Annotated in this window: 16 protein-coding genes and 2 tRNA genes; 6 read left to right on the forward strand and 12 right to left on the reverse strand. The window is 65.0% G+C overall.

Translation table 11 applies throughout. The features are described from left to right. Positions 1 to 19 precede the first annotated feature (19 nt). The gene (locus ACZ46K_RS02955; protein ID WP_054805329.1) at positions 20 to 1,174 is read right to left on the reverse strand and encodes an acyl-CoA dehydrogenase family protein; all 1,155 of its coding nucleotides are present in this window, start codon (positions 1,172 to 1,174) and stop codon (positions 20 to 22) included. Next, positions 1,174 to 2,406, reverse strand: a complete 1,233-nt coding sequence (locus ACZ46K_RS02960; RefSeq protein WP_054805328.1) for an acyl-CoA dehydrogenase family protein — start codon at positions 2,404 to 2,406, stop codon at positions 1,174 to 1,176. Before ACZ46K_RS02960 ends, ACZ46K_RS02955 begins: the two co-directional genes overlap by 1 nt. A 295-nt stretch (positions 2,407 to 2,701) precedes the next feature. Between ACZ46K_RS02960 and ACZ46K_RS02965 the strand changes: the two genes are divergently transcribed. After that, positions 2,702 to 3,598 (forward strand): TIGR03619 family F420-dependent LLM class oxidoreductase, encoded by an 897-nt coding sequence (locus ACZ46K_RS02965; RefSeq protein ID WP_054805333.1) that lies wholly within the window; start codon positions 2,702 to 2,704, stop codon positions 3,596 to 3,598. Here the strand turns inward: ACZ46K_RS02965 and ACZ46K_RS02970 are convergent, their stop codons facing one another. The 4 genes from ACZ46K_RS02970 to ACZ46K_RS02985 all read right to left on the reverse strand — a co-directional run bounded on the left by ACZ46K_RS02970 (position 3,599) and on the right by ACZ46K_RS02985 (position 5,591). Then, positions 3,599 to 4,420: a class I SAM-dependent methyltransferase gene (locus tag ACZ46K_RS02970; RefSeq protein WP_054805327.1), complete on the reverse strand. Its 822-nt coding sequence runs from the start codon at positions 4,418 to 4,420 to the stop codon at positions 3,599 to 3,601. A gap of 177 nt (positions 4,421 to 4,597) precedes the next feature. Then, positions 4,598 to 4,670 (reverse strand) — tRNA-Arg (locus ACZ46K_RS02975). A gap of 42 nt (positions 4,671 to 4,712) precedes the next feature. Next, positions 4,713 to 4,804 (reverse strand) — tRNA-Ser (locus tag ACZ46K_RS02980). Positions 4,805 to 4,880: 76 nt separating this feature from the next. Then, positions 4,881 to 5,591 (reverse strand): dienelactone hydrolase family protein, encoded by a 711-nt coding sequence (locus tag ACZ46K_RS02985; RefSeq protein WP_054805332.1) that lies wholly within the window; start codon positions 5,589 to 5,591, stop codon positions 4,881 to 4,883. A 62-nt stretch (positions 5,592 to 5,653) separates the two neighbouring features. Here ACZ46K_RS02985 and hisC point away from each other — a divergent pair, with 62 nt between their 5' ends. Together hisC and ACZ46K_RS02995 are read left to right on the forward strand one after the other, a co-directional pair. Then, the gene (hisC, locus tag ACZ46K_RS02990; RefSeq protein ID WP_054809717.1) at positions 5,654 to 6,733 is read left to right on the forward strand and encodes a histidinol-phosphate transaminase; all 1,080 of its coding nucleotides are present in this window, start codon (positions 5,654 to 5,656) and stop codon (positions 6,731 to 6,733) included. Between the two features lie 98 nt (positions 6,734 to 6,831). After that, positions 6,832 to 8,520: a bifunctional metallophosphatase/5'-nucleotidase gene (locus tag ACZ46K_RS02995; protein ID WP_054809716.1), complete on the forward strand. Its 1,689-nt coding sequence runs from the start codon at positions 6,832 to 6,834 to the stop codon at positions 8,518 to 8,520. Positions 8,521 to 8,541: 21 nt separating this feature from the next. Here ACZ46K_RS02995 and ACZ46K_RS03000 read toward each other — a convergent pair whose 3' ends face one another. The 3 genes from ACZ46K_RS03000 to ACZ46K_RS03010 all read right to left on the reverse strand — a co-directional run bounded on the left by ACZ46K_RS03000 (position 8,542) and on the right by ACZ46K_RS03010 (position 11,649). Further along, on the reverse strand, positions 8,542 to 9,513 hold the full coding sequence (locus ACZ46K_RS03000; protein WP_054809715.1) for an alpha/beta hydrolase: 972 nt from the start codon (positions 9,511 to 9,513) through the stop codon (positions 8,542 to 8,544). 145 nt (positions 9,514 to 9,658) lie between these two features. Next, on the reverse strand, positions 9,659 to 10,330 hold the full coding sequence (locus ACZ46K_RS03005; protein WP_464746582.1) for a response regulator: 672 nt from the start codon (positions 10,328 to 10,330) through the stop codon (positions 9,659 to 9,661). Then, a complete protein-coding gene (locus ACZ46K_RS03010) occupies positions 10,315 to 11,649 on the reverse strand; it encodes a sensor histidine kinase (RefSeq protein WP_464746584.1) in 1,335 nt (444 codons plus the stop codon). Before ACZ46K_RS03010 ends, ACZ46K_RS03005 begins: the two co-directional genes overlap by 16 nt. 133 nt (positions 11,650 to 11,782) lie before the next feature. On the opposite strand from ACZ46K_RS03010, the gene ACZ46K_RS03015 reads away from it, so the two are divergent. Genes ACZ46K_RS03015 through ACZ46K_RS03025 form a run of 3 tightly spaced genes read left to right on the forward strand, consistent with a single transcriptional unit; the run spans position 11,783 to position 14,845 of the window. Next, entirely contained in the window at positions 11,783 to 12,670 is an 888-nt protein-coding gene (locus ACZ46K_RS03015; RefSeq protein WP_054805326.1) for an ABC transporter ATP-binding protein, read from the forward strand. Further along, positions 12,667 to 14,214 (forward strand): hypothetical protein, encoded by a 1,548-nt coding sequence (locus tag ACZ46K_RS03020; RefSeq protein WP_464746586.1) that lies wholly within the window; start codon positions 12,667 to 12,669, stop codon positions 14,212 to 14,214. The genes ACZ46K_RS03015 and ACZ46K_RS03020 overlap by 4 nt, the downstream gene beginning before the upstream one ends. Next, positions 14,201 to 14,845 carry a hypothetical protein gene (locus ACZ46K_RS03025; RefSeq protein WP_054805323.1) on the forward strand — a complete coding sequence of 215 codons (645 nt, stop codon included), beginning with the start codon at positions 14,201 to 14,203 and terminating at the stop codon, positions 14,843 to 14,845. Before ACZ46K_RS03020 ends, ACZ46K_RS03025 begins: the two co-directional genes overlap by 14 nt. Here the strand turns inward: ACZ46K_RS03025 and ACZ46K_RS03030 are convergent, their stop codons facing one another. From ACZ46K_RS03030 to ACZ46K_RS03040, 3 genes are read right to left on the reverse strand one after another with little or no spacing between them, the layout of a single operon-like run. After that, a complete protein-coding gene (locus ACZ46K_RS03030; RefSeq protein WP_464746588.1) occupies positions 14,846 to 15,988 on the reverse strand; it encodes an LLM class flavin-dependent oxidoreductase in 1,143 nt (380 codons plus the stop codon). Continuing rightward, positions 15,985 to 16,755, reverse strand: a complete 771-nt coding sequence (locus ACZ46K_RS03035) for a DUF1684 domain-containing protein (protein ID WP_054805322.1) — start codon at positions 16,753 to 16,755, stop codon at positions 15,985 to 15,987. The genes ACZ46K_RS03030 and ACZ46K_RS03035 overlap by 4 nt, the downstream gene beginning before the upstream one ends. Continuing rightward, entirely contained in the window at positions 16,752 to 18,128 is a 1,377-nt protein-coding gene (locus ACZ46K_RS03040; RefSeq protein ID WP_464746590.1) for an NtaA/DmoA family FMN-dependent monooxygenase, read from the reverse strand. Before ACZ46K_RS03040 ends, ACZ46K_RS03035 begins: the two co-directional genes overlap by 4 nt. Positions 18,129 to 18,130: the final 2 nt, after the last annotated feature.

The raw sequence follows: 18,130 nt of genomic DNA on the forward strand, positions 1-18,130 counted from the left end.
GGCCGCCCTTACCTACTGCCTACGTCGAAACCTTGGTGAGCTCTGCGTATCGAGCGATGTGTTGTTCGGCGCTGCCGAACTCGTACTCGATCGCTGTCAGTCGTTTGAAGTAGTGACCGACTGCGAGTTCCTCGGTCATGCCCATGCCGCCGTGCAATTGGACGGCGTTCTGGCCGATGAATCGCGCGGCGCGGCTGGTCGTCGCCTTCGCGGCCGAGACGGCACGCGCCCGGTCTGCGTCATCGGAATCGAGGTGCAGCACCGCGAGATACACCGCGGATACGGCCTGCTCGAGCTCCATGTACATGTCGACCATGCGGTGCTGGAGGACCTGGAAGCTACTGATTGCCTGGCCGAACTGCTGACGTTGCTTGCAGTACTCGACGGTGTCGGCAAGCACCTTGCGCATGAGCCCGACGGATTCGGACGCGACAGCGGTGATCGCCTCGTCGACCGTCCGGGAGATCGAACTCCAGGCCCGGCCCTGCTCGCCCAGGAGCGAATCGGCCGGCAGCCGCAGCCCGGTGAACTCGAGGTCGGCGGCACGGCGGTCGTCGATCGTCCGGTACGAGTGCACCTCGACTCCGGCGGGCGGGTTCGCTGCGTCGAAGTCGATCAGGAACAGCGAGATCCCGTCGGTGTCGAGACGCTCACCTTCGGTGCGCGCGGTGACGAGAAGATGCGTGGCCAGCGGTGCGCTCCCGGCGACGATCTTGGCGCCGTCGAGCACCCATTCTTCACCGTCGCGTCGCGCAGTCGTCGTGACGTCGTGCAGCACGTATCCGGATGTCGGCTCGGTGGCAGCGAACGCGGTGACGGCTTCACCCTCCGCGATGGCCTCGAGGACGAACCTCGCACGGTCGCCCCCTGCGCGGCCGAGAAGTCCGCCCCCGAGAACCACCGCGTCGACGTACGGTTCGATGACGAGCGCACGGCCGAGCTCCTCCGCCACCACCATGAGCTCGACCGGGCCACCGCCCATGCCGCCGACGTCTTCGGGGAGGGTCGCGCCGAGGATGCCGAGTTCGTGGGCGAATGCGCGCCACACCTCGGGCTGCCAGCCTGCTCCTGTGGTCGCGGCCTTCCTACTGCGGGCCAGGTCGTACCGGCTCGCAAGGAAGTTGGCGACCGAATCGCGAAGGAGCTCCTGCTCCTTACTCAAACCGAAGTCCATCAGAGCCCCAATGCTGATTTGGCGAGAATATTTCGCTGAATTTCGTTGCTACCGGCGTAGATCGAGCCGGCGCGGTCGTTGAAGTAGCGCAACGGCGCGACCGCCTGCCAATCGTCGCCGCTCAGATATCCGTCGCTCGGAGGTAGGAAATCCGCTACCGGACCGCCGGGCTTGGTTGCGTGTGGCTGGTAGGCGCGGCCGCGAGGACCGGCTGCTTCGAGCGCAAGTCGCGTGATCGTCTGGCTGAGTTCGGTGCCGAGTACCTTGAGCATCGACGACGCCGGCCCCGGGTCCTTACCCGCCGACAATGCTGCCAGCGTGCGATATTCGAGGATCTCGAGCACCTCGGTTCGGATGCGCGCCTCGGCGAGCGCGGCGGAGAACGCGGGATCGTCGATGAGCTTGCCGCCGGCCGGGCCCGGTTGCTCCGCTGCGGCAGTCGCGATCCTTTCGGCCATGACCTGCAGGGCCGGTGCTGCTGCTGCCCCACCGCGTTCGAAGACCAGCAGGTACTTGGCGACCGACCATCCCTCGTCGATCTTGCCGAGGACATTGCTCTTGGGTACCCGCACCTCGTCGAAGAAGACCTGGTTCTGCACCTCTTCGCCGGAGGTCATCACGAGTGGACGGATCTCGACGCCCGGTGTCGACATGTCGATCAGCACAAACGTGATTCCGTGCTGCTTCTTGTCGGACTTCGTCGTACGCACGAGCGCGAACATCCAGTTCGCTTCGGTGGCGTGCGTCGTCCAGATCTTGCTGCCGGTGACGACGAGGTCGTCGCCGTCGTCGACCGCTGCCATCGTGAGTGACGCCAGATCCGACCCGGACTCCGGTTCGGAGTAGCCCTGGCAGAAGAACACCTCACCGGTGAGGATCCCGGGGAGGAAGAAGTCCTTCTGTTCCTGCGTTCCGTAGGCGATGATCGCGTGCGCGACCATCCTGATCCCCATCGGCGACAGCGTCGGAGCGCCGGCGAGTACCGACTCGCGGCCGAAGATGTAGTGCTGTGTCTGCGTCCAATCGCAGCCGCCGTGCTCTACCGGCCACGCGGGCGCGGCCCAACCACGTTCGTGCAGGATCTGCTGCCACTCCATACTCGCCTCGTGATCGGAGTACACGCTCGTCGCAAGCGTGCCGGCACGACGCAATTCGGGTGTCAGCTTCTCGTCGAGAAGCGCCCGGACCTCGTCTCTGAATGCGGCTTCGGCCGCTGACCACGCAAGTTCCATGTCGCCTCCCAGCAGGGTCGCTCGCCGCAACCGATTTCGTGAGAATCTCCGTTAACTTTTAAAGGTGAGATGGAGGCTACTGGTGCGCATACCCGAACGTCAACTGGGAATCTGTGGGTGCTGAAGAAGATACGACCGTCCGGGTGTTTGCGACCCCGCGTTCACGTAACCACCGTCGACACCTGAGCATCCACAGCGCTCCCAGAACAGCATTCTCGAAACCATCTATATTGACTCTCGTCACGAAGATTTCACATCTTGCCAGGTGAGCACATACGACACGGGAGCCGAATACATGAAGTTCTGGAGCGGCACAGCGTTCATGAAGACCGCGGAGATGCCGGCGGTCGCACGAATGCTCGACGAAGCAGGGTTCTACGGCATGCTGATCTCCGACCACCTTGTCTTCCCCAAGGAAATGAAGACGATCTATCCGGGCCACGAGAGCGGCAAGATGTTCTGGCCCGCCGACACCGAATGGCCGGATGCGTGGGTGTTGGTCGGCGCCATGGCTGCAGTCACCGAGAACCTGCACTTCGGGAACAACGTCTACATCGCACCCTCACGCCCCATCATCGAGGTCGCCAAGCAGGTCGGCACCGCTGCGACGATCGCCGGCGGACGCGTCTCGATCGGGCTGTCCGCGGGATGGATGCGCGAAGAATTCGAACTCCTCGGCCAGGACTTCGACAACCGCGGCCCTCGACTCAACGAGATGATCCAGGCCCTGCGTGAACTCTGGAAGGGCGGTTGGGTGTCATGGAAGGGCGAGTACTACGACATTCCCGAGATGATGATCGAGCCCCATCCGCCCGAGCCGGTCCCGATCCTGTGCGGCGGCGAATCGAAGGCCGCGCTGCGGCGCGCCGCGCGCTACTGCGACGGCTGGGTCGGCACGGCCTACACACTCGACGACGCCGAACAGTGGATCACCCGCATCAACGCTCTCCGCCGTGAGTACGGCCGTGAGAACGAACCGTTCGAGTTCATCATGGGACTGCGCGATACCCCGTCGCTCGAGCTGTACAAACAGGCCGAGAAGATCGGCATCACGGGCGTCATGGTGTCGCCGTGGGCCAACTGGGAGCGAACACACTCTGGAGACCAGGACCATCTACGCGGGACAGCGGAGCACTACCGCGCATCCATCGAGGACTTCCACGACAAGGTCATCTCCGCACTCGCCGAGTGATCACGACGCCGGTGCCGCCGTCTCGAACAGGTTGATCCTGTAGCCGGCCACCGGCGGCACCAGATACCGGACCGCTTTCATCCCGAACCGGAACCGCACGGGCCACGACCGTGCCACGTCGGCTTGCGGCGAGCCGAACGTACGGGATTCGAGCAGGGTCAACCCCAGCGGTTCGAGGCTCCGCGGCTCGTCGCAGGTCCATTGCATCCGGGCGGGAAGCGCCTTGAACACCGGATTGCGATCCTGACTGTTCATCATGCTCCGGCCACCGGTATCGAATGCCAGACCCGCGGACGGGAACGACGACGCGAGCCGGGCGAGAGTCGCATGCACCTGTTCCGCCGGGAAGTACAGGAGGACCGCCTCGCTGAGCAGAAACACCGGAGCTCCACGCTCGCGTACCCGATCGAACCAGTCCGTCTCGTGGATGGACCCGGTGATCATCGTGTATCGCTCACCGTCGTCGAAGAAACGTTTCCGCAGCTCCATGGTGTCGGGAACGTCGAGATCGAACCAGCGCACGCGACCGTTGTCGACCCGCTGGAACCGCGTCGACAAGCCGCACCCGAGATCGACGACGGTCCCGTCGGGGTGGTCCGCCAGGAAGCTGCGCACGTAGCCGTCGAAAATCGACGCCCTCATCGCCGACCCCGACAACGAGGGGCCGCGGAATTTGGCGAAGTCGTAGTCGATGGCCTCGACGAGTTCGGCAGCCTTCGTATCGCTGAGCATGCTGCGACGCTTTCGTGCGTCGAGCGCCCGGCCGTACAGCGGTATCAACAGAGTTTCCTGGACTTCGCCGAGCGTGATGGATTCACCCATCGCCCCAATATAAGTTAGGCGACCCTTAATGGAAACAGCTTCCTTCAACGTGAAGATCCCCCGCCGCGGGCCGGTTCCGCACCAATCTGTCGAGTAAGTGTCGAGTACACCCCTATCACACAGGAACGAAGAAACCCCCGTCACCATTGTTTCCGCTGGTGACGAGGGTTTCCGCTGTGCGCCCGAAGGGATTCGAACCCCTAACCTTCTGATCCGTAGTCAGATGCTCTATCCGTTGAGCTACGGGCGCATGTCTATTCAGTTTTCTACCTTCGGTGACGCTACATCACCGTGGCGGAGGCGAGAGGATTTGAACCTCCGGTCCCCTGTAAGGGGGACAACTCATTAGCAGTGAGTCCCATTCGGCCGCTCTGGCACGCCTCCTTGCGGGGTTTCGATTCTCTCGAACCGCCGGGGCAAAACATTACACAACCACTCCACAGAAAAGCAAAACGCCTGGTCAACGCAGGTTACTGTCGAACCAATCGAAGATTCTGCGCCTCGCGTCGACGATCGCGGCCTCACGCGGGTCCTCGTCAGGGTCGACGGTCGAGTGCGTCGCCGGCGGCTCGTCGGGACGATGCTCGAGACCGTCGTAGCTCACGACGAGGGTCGGCGCATCCGCCTTGGCTGCGGAGTCGCTCAACTGCTCGACGTCCTGCCGGGGAGTGTTCGGGTCGTCGATGCCGTACAGGCCGAGCCACGGCGCGCGCAGCGACCTCACCAGATCAACGAGTGGCGGGACGACGGGACGCAACGACTCGACGATGCCCGACGCTGCGACACTGACGACCGCACCGACCGGACGCGTGGTCCCGACCCACATCGCTGCGGTCCCTGCCTCGTCGAAGCCGAGGAGACCGACCAAGTCCATCCGGATACCGGCATCGGTGATCCACGCGAAGGTGGCGTCAGCATTGACGCGGGCCGCCTCTGCGAACAGGGCCGCCTCGTCGGAACCCGGACCTCGACTGTGGAGGTCCGGTGCCACGATCAACCAACGTTCGTCGGCCAGCGCCTGCATGAACTCGAGGAGCGTCGGAGAGAACACACGCGCGCGATGCAGCAGCACGATGCACCCTCGGGGACTCACATCCGGACGTACCACGGTGAGCGGCAACTCGCCTGCATTCCCCGCCAACGGTGCAGCAGCCTTGCTGATTTCCGGCATGGTGTCCACGATGACACGACCATCCGAGTCGCGCACGTAAACGTCAGGAGCATAATCGGCTGGTGACTCCCCGCATCCGCCCCGACCTCGCATCGGTACCCGCCTATGTCCCCGGACGCACTGTTCCGAACACGGTGAAACTCGCCAGCAACGAGACGACCTTCGGTCCGCTCCCCAGTGTTCGCGAGGCGATCCTCGAGGCGGCAGCCACCGTCAACCGGTATCCCGACAACGGCTCTGCCGAGCTGATTGCGGCGCTGTCGGCACACCTCGACGTGACGGCCGATCGCATCGCAGTGGGATGCGGATCGGTGAGCCTGTGTCAAGAACTTGTGCAGATCGCGTGCAACGCTGGTGACGAGGTCATCTACTCGTGGCGATCGTTCGAGGCGTACCCCGTGGTCTGTGCGGTCGCGGGCGCCACCGCCGTACCGGTGCCGAACACTCCGGAACACGGACACGACCTGAAGTCCATGCTCGCGGCGATCACCGACCGCACCCGGCTGATCTTCGTGTGCAACCCCAACAACCCGACGGGCTCGTATCTCGGCAAGGACGAACTCGAGCAGTTCCTCGATGCCGTCCCCGACCACATCATCGTCGCGCTCGACGAAGCCTATTTCGAGTACGCGCGCAGCACCCCCGACAACGAGCTCGCGGACGGTCTCGTACTCACCGCCGGTCGACCCAACGTCGTGGTGCTCCGTACGTTCTCCAAGGCCTACGGACTCGCCGGGCTGCGAGTCGGCTATGCCGTCGCCGACCCGGAGATCATCGTCGCGTTGAGCAAGGTGCACACCACGTTCTCCGTGAACTCGCTCGCGCAGAAGGCTGCGATCGCCTCGATCGAGGCTGCAGACGAACTGCTCGCCCGTACCGACGCCGTGGTCGCCGAGCGCGAGCGCGTGCGGAGTGCGCTGCTGGACGCCGGCTACCCGGTGCAGCCCAGTGAAGCGAACTTCCTGTGGCTTCCGCTCGGTGAGAACTCGGCCGCCTTCGCTGCCGCCGCCGTCGATGCGGGTGTGATCCTGCGCAACTTCACGGGAGAAGGCACCCGCATCTCGATCGGCGATCCGGATGAGAACGACCTGGTCCTGGCCTTCGCGACAGGGTCCGGTCGCGAGATCGCGGGCATCGCCTGATCTTGGCGAGACTCAACCGTTATCGCTGGGTATCGGACGCGTTATTCGCCGCTGTCAGACTCGACCGGTTGCACTGACAGGCGAGTACGGAGGAACGGATGGGCGGACGCGCGGTAGGGCGGCGTGCCCTGTCCATCGTCGCGACGGTCGCCGCCGTGGTCACTGCTACCGCCGTCGGGCAGGCCGGAGCGCTCCCTCCCGACACGGTCCCGCTACGTCTGATCGCCTTCGGCGACCTCCACGGCAATCTTCTGCCGCCGCAAGATTCTCGCGGCGAGGTGGTCCGCTCGGATGGCCAGTCCGTTGCGGCCGGTGGCGCCGCGTACCTCGCGGCATATGTCCGTCAACTCCGCGGTCAAGCCGATGATTCGGTGCTGTACGCAGTGGGCGATTCGTGGGGGGCGTCACCGATCGAATCGGCGATGTTCCACGACGAACCGACCATCGAGTTCCTGGGCGATCTCGATGTGACGGCCGCCGCGCTCGGCAACCACGAGTTCGACAACGGATTCGCGGAGCTGCAACGACTGCGCGACGGCGGATGTCACCCCGAAGACGGCTGTCGGTTCACCGAGTCGTACGAAGGCGCGAAGTTCCCCTTCCTCGGAGCCAACGTCACGAACACCGACGGCTCGCCTGCAGCACTGCCCTTCGACATCAGCTACGTCGAAGGAATCCCCGTCGGCGCGATCGGGGTCCTGCCCCGCAACACCCCCGAATACATTCGCGGCGACGCAATCGAGAACCTGAACTTCGGCGACGAGATCGAAGCAGTGAACCGCACTGCCGACACACTCGACGCGCTCGGGATCCGTTCCATCATCCTGCTGTACAAGGGTGATATCGCCGCCGGGAGCGAGGCCGATCCGTGCAGCCTCGACAACGGTCGTGCCAAGGAGGTCACCACCACCGTCTCCCCCCACGTCGATCTCATCGTCACGTCCGACGGTGACGGGCAGTTCAACTGCAGCTACCCCGACCCTGCAGGAAGACAGCGCACGGTCCTGCAGGGCGCCTCGCACGGGCGGATCCTCTCTGTCGCCGATCTCACGATCGACCGGGCGACCCGCGACGTCGTGCGCGACCGGACTGTCGCGTTCAACCAGGTGATAACCCACGACATCACCCCGGATCCGCGCACCGAGGAATTCGTGGCCCGGGTCGCCGACAAGTCCTCCGACACGGCCGCGCAGGAGGTCGGGCGCATCGCAGCCGACATCACGCGTGACCAGTCCCCCAGCGGCGAATCGTCGCTCGGAAATCTCGTCGCCGACGCCCAACTCGCCGCGACCGCACCGCTCGGAGCGCAGATCGCCTTGACCAATCCGGGTGGGCTCCGCGGCGACCTGCACTTCGACAACAGCGGTGTCGTCACCTACGGCGAGGCCTACGGAGTACAGCCGTTCGGAAATCTCCTCCAGATCCTCGAACTGACCGGTGCTCAGCTCACAGCTGTGCTCGAACAGCAGTTCCAGACGGACGCCGCCGGAGCCGCCCACGAACGGATCCTGGCGCCGTCTCACAACCTGCACTACACCCTCGACCGGCTTGCACCGGCCGGGCAGCGCATCCGCGACATCACTGTCTCGGATGCGCCGCTGGACCCCGAAGCCACCTATTCCGTGGTCGTCAACGACTATCTCGCTGGTGGCAGCGACGGATTCTCCGTGTTCGCCGAGGCCCGGTCACGTGTCGGGGCAGGCGAGGAACTCGCATCCCTGACCACATTCCTGTCGCACCCGACGCCGTGTCTGCCTCCGGATCGAGACCGCATACATGTGCACTGAGATCCGCCGACGCTTCGACTGTCAGAGCCCGAGCGCATCCTCCAACGTGGGCCATGCAGTCTTGATGTCGTCTTCCCAGTACCCCCACGAGTGAGTGCCCCACGGGCGGTACACGACGGACGCAGGAATCTGCAGCTCGCGGAGTCTGCGGTCGAAGGTGAGGGTGCAGATGAACGCACCCATCTCGAGAGGGACGCCCGTCGACATCGGCTCGTTGGCCACCGCGAAGTCGTGTGGCCCCAGCAGCCCGTTGCCGGTACTGATGAACACTTCCTTGCCGCGCAACTGATCGGCGTGTACGTACGGGTCGTGCGCAGCCCAGTCCGGATCGTCCGGTGGACCCCACATGTTGTTCGGGTTGCCACCCTTGTAGACGACCGTGGCGCGCACCGAGTTACGGGTCGAGTCCTGCTGTGTGTCGAGGCAGCCACTCAATGCCGCGACGCCCTCGTACAGATCCGGATTGCGGGTGATCAGCATCATCGCTGCGGTCGCACCCATCGACAGCCCGGCAACCGCGTTGGTTCCGTTGCCGTTGAACCGCGCGTCGATGATCGGAGGGAGTTCTTCGGTGAGGAACGTTTCCCACCGATTGACCCCGAGGACCGGGTCCGGTTGCTGCCAATCGGTGTAGTAGCTGCCCGTCCCACCCACGGGAAGCACCACATTCACGTTCTTGTCCGCAACGAAGTCGACGATGTCGGTCTCCTTCGTCCAGGTGCTCTCGCGGTACTCGCTCTCTTCACCCGCGCCGACACCATCGAGGAGATACAGCGTCGGGCGCGGTCCGTCCCACGCCGGGTGCAACACCTGGACCTGGATGACCTTCCCCATCGAAGGCGAGAAGACGAACAGCGCCGTGCGAGTGTCGGTGATGCTCTCGGCGCGATCGATCACCGCAGCCTGTGGCGATGGCTGAGCGTGTCCGACCGCAGGGCCGGACAGTGGTAACAACAGCGCCACGGCAAAGGCGGCGATCGACCTCTTGTGCATACAGCTCCTCGTCCCCCGACGACCGGAGTTCGATCTCAACCCGTCCGGCATGTCCGGGTCAAGTCAACTGGAAGCGACCCTAGTAGTCGGCGCCGCACACCGTGCGAATTCTTCCCATCTCGGACGATTCGGGCGTAAAAGGCGCTCAGTCGAGCTCATTCCGACGCAGATACGCGAGCACAGCGAGCACACGACGATTCGTGTCGTCGGTGGGCGGCAGCACCAGTTTGTTGAAGATGTTGCCGACGTGCTTACCCACGGCCGACTCCGTGATGAACAACTGGGCGGCGATAGCCGCGTTCGAATGTCCCTCAGCGATCAAGGCGAGCACCTCACGCTCTCGCGGCGATAACTGTGCCAACGGATCCCGCCGGCGCCGGAACAATTGCTGGACGACCATGGGGTCGATCACCGTGCCACCGGCAACCACCTGGCGCAGCGTGGAGACGAACTCCTCGACATCGACCACGCGATCCTTGAGCAGATAACCGACGCGCCCGCCGTCTGCCCCCAGAAGTTCGTCGGCGTAACTCAATTCGACGTACTGGCTCAGCGCGACCACGGCGAGCTCCGGGTAGGTTCGCCGCAATTCCACTGCCGCGCGCAACCCCTCGTCGGTGAACCCCGGTGGCATCCGCACATCGGTCACGACCAGGTCCGGACGGTGCTCGGCGACAGCCGATTCCAATGCCACGGCATCGGGGACCGACGCCACGATCTCGAACCCGAATCGCTCGAGCATCGCGGCAAGACTTTCGCGCAGCAGTGCGCCGTCCTCGGCGAGGACCACTCGCACGGCAGTCAGTTCTCGATCCACGGCAACTCCACTCGGACGACGGTGGGCCCGCCGGGCGGGCTGGACAGCAGCATTCTGCCGTCGACTGCAGCGACCCGGTCGGCCAGGCCCGTCAGACCGCTCCCCTGTTCCGGATCTGCACCGCCGCAGCCGTCGTCCACGACCTCGACGACCAGCAGATCCCCGGCCCGCCGGGCGGTCACGTCGACTTCCGTCGCACCCGCGTGTTTGGCGATGTTGTTGAGTGCTTCGACCACCACGAAAAAGGCTGCGACCTCGACGTCCGGCGACGGGCGCGGCGAGATCTCCGCGGTGACGGAGACCGGGATCGCGAAGTTCTCGGTCAGCTCACGTAGGGCGTCGGGTAGACCGCGGTCGGTGAGCACCCTGGGGTGGATTCCCCGAATGAGTTGCCGCAGTTCCGCCATCAGGTCCTTGGCCTGGTCATGCGCCTGCGACACGCTTTTCGCGGCGGCGGAATCCGGTGGGAGGTCGAGTTTGGCCATGCCCAACTGCAGAGTGAGATTGACGAGCAACGACTGCGCGCCGTCGTGCAGGTCGCGCTCGATCCTGCGGCGTTCCGCCTCGAAAGCATCGACCAGCCGGGCCCGAGACCGGGACACCTCGACAAGTCGAGCGCGAAGCGCGTCAGGGTCGTCGCCGCACAGTAACGACCGGGCGAGTGCACCGTGCAGACCCGCACTCAGAGCAATCACATACGGGATCGTCGGAAGCAGAAGCAGACCTGCGATCGCGTAGGGAAGGGCCTGATCGACCGAGGTGATCTGACTGAAGCCGAGCGCCACCGCCTCGTCACCGTCACCCACCACCAGGGGGCTGACCACCATCACCACGATGAGTCCGACGATCACCGCGGCCAGGAGCAACAACGCGGGAACCAAAGTGAGCAGCAGGACGGCGTAGCCGAGTTCCCTCCATGTCGCGGCCTCGGTGTAGCGGGTGCGCACCCAGGGCCACAGGCCCGCGGCAGGAGGAGCGCGGTGCGCCGAGAGCGCCCGATCGCTGCTCACCAGACGCAGCCGCGTTCGTTCCAAGGTCGCCAGCGGTATCGCCACGAGCGGGCCGAGCCCGAATATGAGCACCGCACCGAGAACACCGAGGAACAGCACCCTGCCGAGCGGCTGCGGATACATGCCGTCGCCCGCCCACACGATCAGGACCAACCACGGGACGCAGAACGCTGCGAACGGCAGCGCCACCGCACACGCCACCGGGACGGTGGTCAGCAGATAGCCGAGCGCGCGCCACAACCACCCCGTCAGCAGGAAGCGTCGTCGTGTGATCGCGGCGAGCACCGTGGTCGGTTCAGCAGAGGACACTCGGGTGAGCCTATCGACGCTGCCGCTGTTTCGGGATGAGGTGAGGTGCAGCCGAAGGGTGGTGCTGGCACCACCTCCGATCCGCCGCGTGGACCCAGTGACCGCACCACCGGCGGAATGGTCGGCTGTAGTCATGCAACTGGAGCTGAACAACGTCACCAAGACCTATCGAGGTAGACAGGCCGTCACCGACGTCAGCATGCGGATCGGACCCGGAGTTCTCGGCCTCCTCGGACCCAACGGAGCCGGCAAGTCGTCGCTGATGCGCATTCTCTCCACGATCACCCGGCCGACTTCCGGGACGGTCACGTGGAACGGTACCGACATCGTCGCTCGGCCTGAACCGCTCCGACGCGTCCTCGGCTACCTCCCACAAGATTTCGGTGTCTATCCGAATCTCAGCGCCGGCGAGTTCCTCCGGTATCTCGCCGCAGTCAAGGGTCTGAGCACGCGGTCTGCCAAGGAGCGGGTCGACGAACTGCTCGAACTGGTCAACCTCACCGACACGGGATCGCGGCCGGTGGGCAAGTTCTCCGGCGGCATGCGCCAGCGCGTCGGGATCGCGCAGGCGCTTCTCAACGACCCTGAGCTTCTCGTCGTCGACGAACCGACGGTCGGGCTGGACCCCGAAGAACGCATGCGGTTCCGCAACCTGCTCGGGGATCTGGCGTCCGACCGGATCGTCATCCTGTCCACCCACATCGTGTCGGATATCGAAGCGATCGCCGACGACATCGCGATCCTCACCGCCGGCGAACTGCGTCGGCGCGGCACCCCCGAGGAACTTCTCCGTTCTGCAGACGGCCTGGTCTGGGAAGCGATCGTCCCCGTCGATGCCGTCGCCGACATCCGGCAGCGAGCGACGATCACCCGCACCGTCCGAACATCACGGGGCGTGCGTGTTCGCGCGGTCGCGCACACGCCTCCGGTTCCAGGGGCTCGCCCTGTCGAACCCGACCTCGAAGACGCGTACGTCAATGCGGTCCATACTCCGATCACACCTGCCGGGGTGACCCGATGACACGCGCCGTTGCTGCCGTCGCGGCAGCAGATTTCCGGGACCGTTCTCGGCGTCCCGCGTTCCTGGTCACGGCGCTCGGCGCCATCGCGCTCGGGTATGTTGCCATCCCGCCCGCCTCCGCCACGTACGCGATGGTCAAGGTCGGGTCGTTCCGGGGAATGTACGACAGCGCGTACATCGGCATGATGCTCGCGATGATCGGCAGTCTGTGGCTGCCACTGTTCGGGTTCTACGTCGTCCGCAGCAGCATCGCGCGCGACATCTCAACCGGCGTAGGAGAAACGCTTGCCGCATCCCCGCTGCGTACTCCGATGTATCTGCTGGGTAAGTACCTCAGCAACCTGATGGTGCTGGCAGCGATGGCTGCCGCACTCGCCCTGATCGCACCCGTGATGCAGCTTCTCCGCGGGGAATCCACGGGCCTCGACATGACGGCGCTCTGGCTTCCGATCGTGCTGTTCTGTCTTCCGGTCCTGACCGTGGCCGCAGCAGCCGCTGTGGTGTTCGAGACGATCCCGCTCCTGCGTGGTGGTGCGGGAAACATCCTGTGGTTCTTCATATATCCTTCGATGTTCCTCGCTGGGATTCCGCTGATCTACGGCACGATCACCGCGGGGTTCCAGGCCGACCTGGCCGCACAGCACCCCGGCATGGACGACGCGATCTCGATCGGGCTCACCGCGGAACCCGGTGCGCTCGGGCAGTTCACGTGGTCGGGAATGGACGTCGGCCCGACCCTCGTTGCAGCGAGTGTGGGATTGATCGCGGCATCGACGCTCGTCGCCGTCATACCGTCGTTCTGGTTCACTCGGTTCGATCCGTCGCGGCTGCAGACTTCCCTCTCGAAGACTTCCACACAGCAGCCCTCGGCAACACCGGAACCGTCGGCTACACCGACATTCTCACGAACCGTACGAGGACTGTCCCCGGCCGAGCGTGGACACGCGTTCCTCGGGCTGTTGATCGGCGAAGTGCGTATCCATCTCGGAAGTGTGTCGCGGTGGTGGTGGCTCACGCTCGCGATCGTGACGGTCGCGGCCCTCGCGGTTCCTGCTGATCGCGTCGGCACCGCACTGCTCTTCGCGTGGTTGCTGCCGGTGCTGCTGTGGTCGCGTCTCGGCACGCTCACCTACGAACAGGGCGTCGACCCCCTTGTGGAGTGCGGTGTCTCGCCGCGCAGCCGTCTTATCGCCGAGTGGGGTGCGGGGGTGCTCATTGCGGCCGTCGCCGGTGTGGGCCCGTTGGTGAAGATGCTCCTTGCACTGGACTTGACCGGCGTTACCGCGTGGGTTGCGGGTGCCGCGTTGATCCCTGCCCTTGCGCTGCTGATCGGGTCGATCGGACGGGGCGCACGTGTATTCCAGGCGGTCTACCTGGTGATCTGGTACGCCGTTCTCAACGGGGTCGCGGCCGTCGACGTCATGGGCGTGCTCCGCACCGACGGGTCGCTCAGTGGCCCGTCTCCCCTGTTCTCCCTCGGCATCAGTGCTGTGTTGATCGCCGCATCCCTACTCGTACTGGAGATTCGTCATGCCCGTCGTTGAAATCCTGCCTCGGAAATCCCTTTTCTCTGCCGGTGTTGCGGCACTGACACTCTCGACTCTTGTACTCACCGGATGCACCGCCGGCTCCACGAGCCAGGAACAGCAGAGCGACAACTACAGCGGCGCGATCACCTCCGTCACACTCGATCTCGATGATGCGGGTGCGAAACAACTCGGTGTCACCACCGCGTCGCTGAGCGCACAGGTGATCGGCGCCGATCGCGACGACATCGAGATCCGGCGCACCTTGGAGTTCACCGACGGCGACAAGCCCGAGGAGAGCATCGACACCGACGCATCCGGTCTGACGATCAGCGCGCGTTGCCCCGACAGGTTCGCCGTGGGCAGCCCCACCTGCGTCGCCCGCTACGAGATCTCCGTACCGTACGGCACTGTGGTCCAGGGAAATTCGAAGTTCGGCGGCCTGACGGTGACCGATACCCGTGCCGCCGTCGACCTGAATTCCCGCTACGGTGACGTCGCGTTGGTCGTGGGTCCGGGTAGTTACTCGGTCGACGCCGTGTCCGCAACGGGCGCGAGCACCGTCGAGGTGCCGCAGGATCCTGCCGGTATCCCGGTGCGACTGCGGTCCGGGGACGGATCGGTCTCTGCGACGACCTCGATCGGATAGCTACTGCGGCGTGACGATCCCCCACTCGCGTGCCAGCAGTTCGTACGAACGGATCCGATCGTCGTGCTTGTGCGTCACCGAGGTGATCACCAGTTCATCGGCGCCGGTCACTCGTCGCAACGTCTCGAGGCATTCCGCGACAGTGCTCGGGGACCCGACGAACTGGGTGATCAGCCGATCGTCGACAAGCTCGCGTTCGGTGTCGGTCAGCGGTGGCGTCGTCGTCGGATCTGGATACGGAATGGCGCCGTGTCCGGACCGGATGCTGTGCGTCCAATGACCGTAGGTCGATGCGAGTTCCTGTGCGGTCGCGTCGTCGTCGGCCACAACCGCATCCGCGGACACGACGACGTACGGCTCCGCCAAAATCCGAGACGGACGGAACGCCGCACGGTAAGCCTCGACGGCCTCTACTGTCGTACCAGGGCTGACATGGTAGTTCGCGCCGAACGGCAGCCCGAATCGTCCCGCGAGATCCGCGGATGGGCCAGCGCTCGAACCGAATACCCACAATTCCACATCAGCATCCTCACCGGGGCTCGCCTGGAGAGCCGTTCCATCCGCGGATTTGTAGTTGCCGTCGAGGAGGGCACGGATGTCTTCGACCTGGTGCGCGAAGTTCGGGGCGTCGGCACCCGGTTGCTGCAACACCGCCAGGCTCGATGCCAGCCGCGACGACGTGAGCAGCTTCGCCGTCGGAAACGGAGCGGGGATGACGAGACCGTCTCGGATCTCCGTAGCTCGTGGTGCCGGCTCGTCTCCCTGCGACGCGGCGGCTTTCAGCGCTTCGGCGCGCCGCTGTCCGGATCGTCCCAGCCCGAGGTCGATCCTCCCCGGGTACAGCGCGTCGAGAGTGCCGAACGCTTCGACGACGGCGATCGCGGTGTGGTGACCGAGCTGCACCGCCGCAGCACCGACCCGAATCATGTCGGTGGCAGCGGCGATCGCTCCGATCAGGACAGCAGGCGACGACGACGCGACGGCGACGAAATGATGCTCCGCGACCCAGTAGCGCTTGTACCCGAAGCGTTCGGCACGACGTGCAAGGTCCAGGGTGTTGTGCAGCGCCGCGGCCACGTTCGAACCCTCGCTGACCGGTGACAGATCGAGGACCGACAGCGGAGTCGGATTCGACGCGCTCATGCGCCCGCTCCCCTTCCGTGGGGAGTGCGCTCACCGGCTTCGACAGCGAACGCCAGGCGATTCTCCGACGGTGCGATCGGGCAGGTTGCGGCATCGGTGAACGCGCACGGAAGGTTCGAGGCACGGTTGAAGTCGAGAGTGACCAGGCCGTCGTCGACCGCTCCGACCTGCAGGATTCGTGCGGCCGGATACGTCGTGACACCACTCGTGGCGTCCGTGAACAGGATGCGCAGGGACGCCTCCGACTCGCCGAACGCAACGAGTTCGTGTTCGGCATCGTCGTGCACGAAGCGGATCAGACCGAGCGCACGATGGTGGTGTTCGAGTCCGTCCACCACGGCACCCGTGGTGACGGTGCGCGGCGGGTCGAACGCCGTGAACTGCCCGGTGACCACCCATGCGGGGTCCGGTTCGTATGTCGGAATCCCCGGGAAGGCCGTGAGTGCCGGCGCGGTCCGGTCGTGGATCCGAATAGCGAAACGTCCTGTCCTTTGGATGATCTCGATATGTCCGCGACCGAACTCCACGTCGACCCCGGGGGCTCCCTCCACCGGACGGTATTCGGTGGTCTCACCGCCGAGTTCCCGAACCACTGCGTCACCGTCGACCCGCCAGAGACCTGGGACGTCTCCGTAGTCGGCGGCGGTGTCGTCGAGCCAGTACAGCGCGGTCAGGCTCGACCAGCCGAGCGGCTGCCGTAACGACTCGTCGCGTTCGGAGTGCCACTGCTGCCACTCCTCGATGAAACGATCGAGTGTGGTGGTCATGATGCGCGGACTCCTTCGCTCGTGCTGTGCGGGTGCTGCAACCCGAGATGGCTGCGCAGGGTTGTGCCCTCGTATTCGGTGCGGAAGCTGCCGCGTTCCTGCAGCAGCGGCACCACCTTGTCGACGAACTCGTCGAGACCACCGGGGGTCAGGTGGGGAACCAGGATGAAGCCGTCGCTGGCGTCGGTCTGCACGTACTCGTCGATCTCGGCGGCAACGTCCGCGGGGGTCCCGATGAACTGCTGCCTGGCGGTGACCTCGATGATCAGTTCACGAATGCTGAGGTTCTCCGCCTCCGCCTTCGCACGCCATTCTTTCGCGACGGCGAGTGGATCCTTCGCGTGCCGGACCCGCCCGCGCGTGATGTTCACGTTGTCCTCGGGTTCGATGTCCGGTAGTGGACCGTCGGGGTCATACGCAGACAGGTCCTTGCCCCACACCTGTTCGAGGAACGCGATCGCCGTCCGAGGACCGACCTGCTGCAGGCGGATGCGTCCCGCGTTCTCGTGGGCCTCCTCGCGAGTGTCGCCGAGCACGAACGTCGCGGCGGGAAGAATCTTCAGGTCGTTGTAGGCGCGTCCGTATTTCGCGAGTCGGCTCTTCACGTCGGTGTAGAAGGCGCGCCCTTCCTCGAGTGTGCCGTGCCTGCTGAAGATGGCGTCCGCCTTCGCGGCTCCGAATTCCCGGCCCTCATCCGAGTCGCCGGCCTGGAGTAACACCGGGTGCCCCTGCGGGCTCCTCGGCACTTCGAAGCGACCGGCGATGTCGAATTGGGTGGTATGAATATCGAACGGCGCAATATCGCTGTCTGCAGCGAAGATTCCCTTCTGCCGGTCCAGCACGGGCGCTCCCGCGCGCCAGCTGTCCCAGAGTTGCCGGACGACGTCGACGACCTCGCCTGCCCGCACATACCGCTGCGAATGCTCGAGGAATCCCCCGCGTCGGAAGTTCTCACCGGTGAACGCGTCCGACGAGGTCACCAGGTTCCAGGCCGCCCGGCCGTCGGAGAGGTGGTCGAGCGTCGCGAACTGTTTGGCCAGCTCGTACGGTTCGTTGAATGTGGTGTTGATCGTGCCCGCCAGACCGAGGTGGGTGGTGGCTCCGGCGAGGGCCTCGAGCACCGTGAGGGTGTCGGGACGACCGACGACGTCGAGATCATGGATACGGCCGCGGTGTTCACGCAGGCGCAATCCCTCGGCCAGGAAGAAGAAGTCGAACTTACCGCGCTCCGCCGTCTCGGCGAGGTGCACGAACGACGAGAAATCGACCTGACTCTCGGAGTAGGGGTCGGCCCAGACGGTGGTGTTGTTGACCCCCGGGAAATGGGCGGCCAGATGGATCTGCTTGCGGATTTCGTTTCCGGACAACGTCATCG

This window comes from Rhodococcus sp. JCM 9793 (assembly GCF_055380405.1).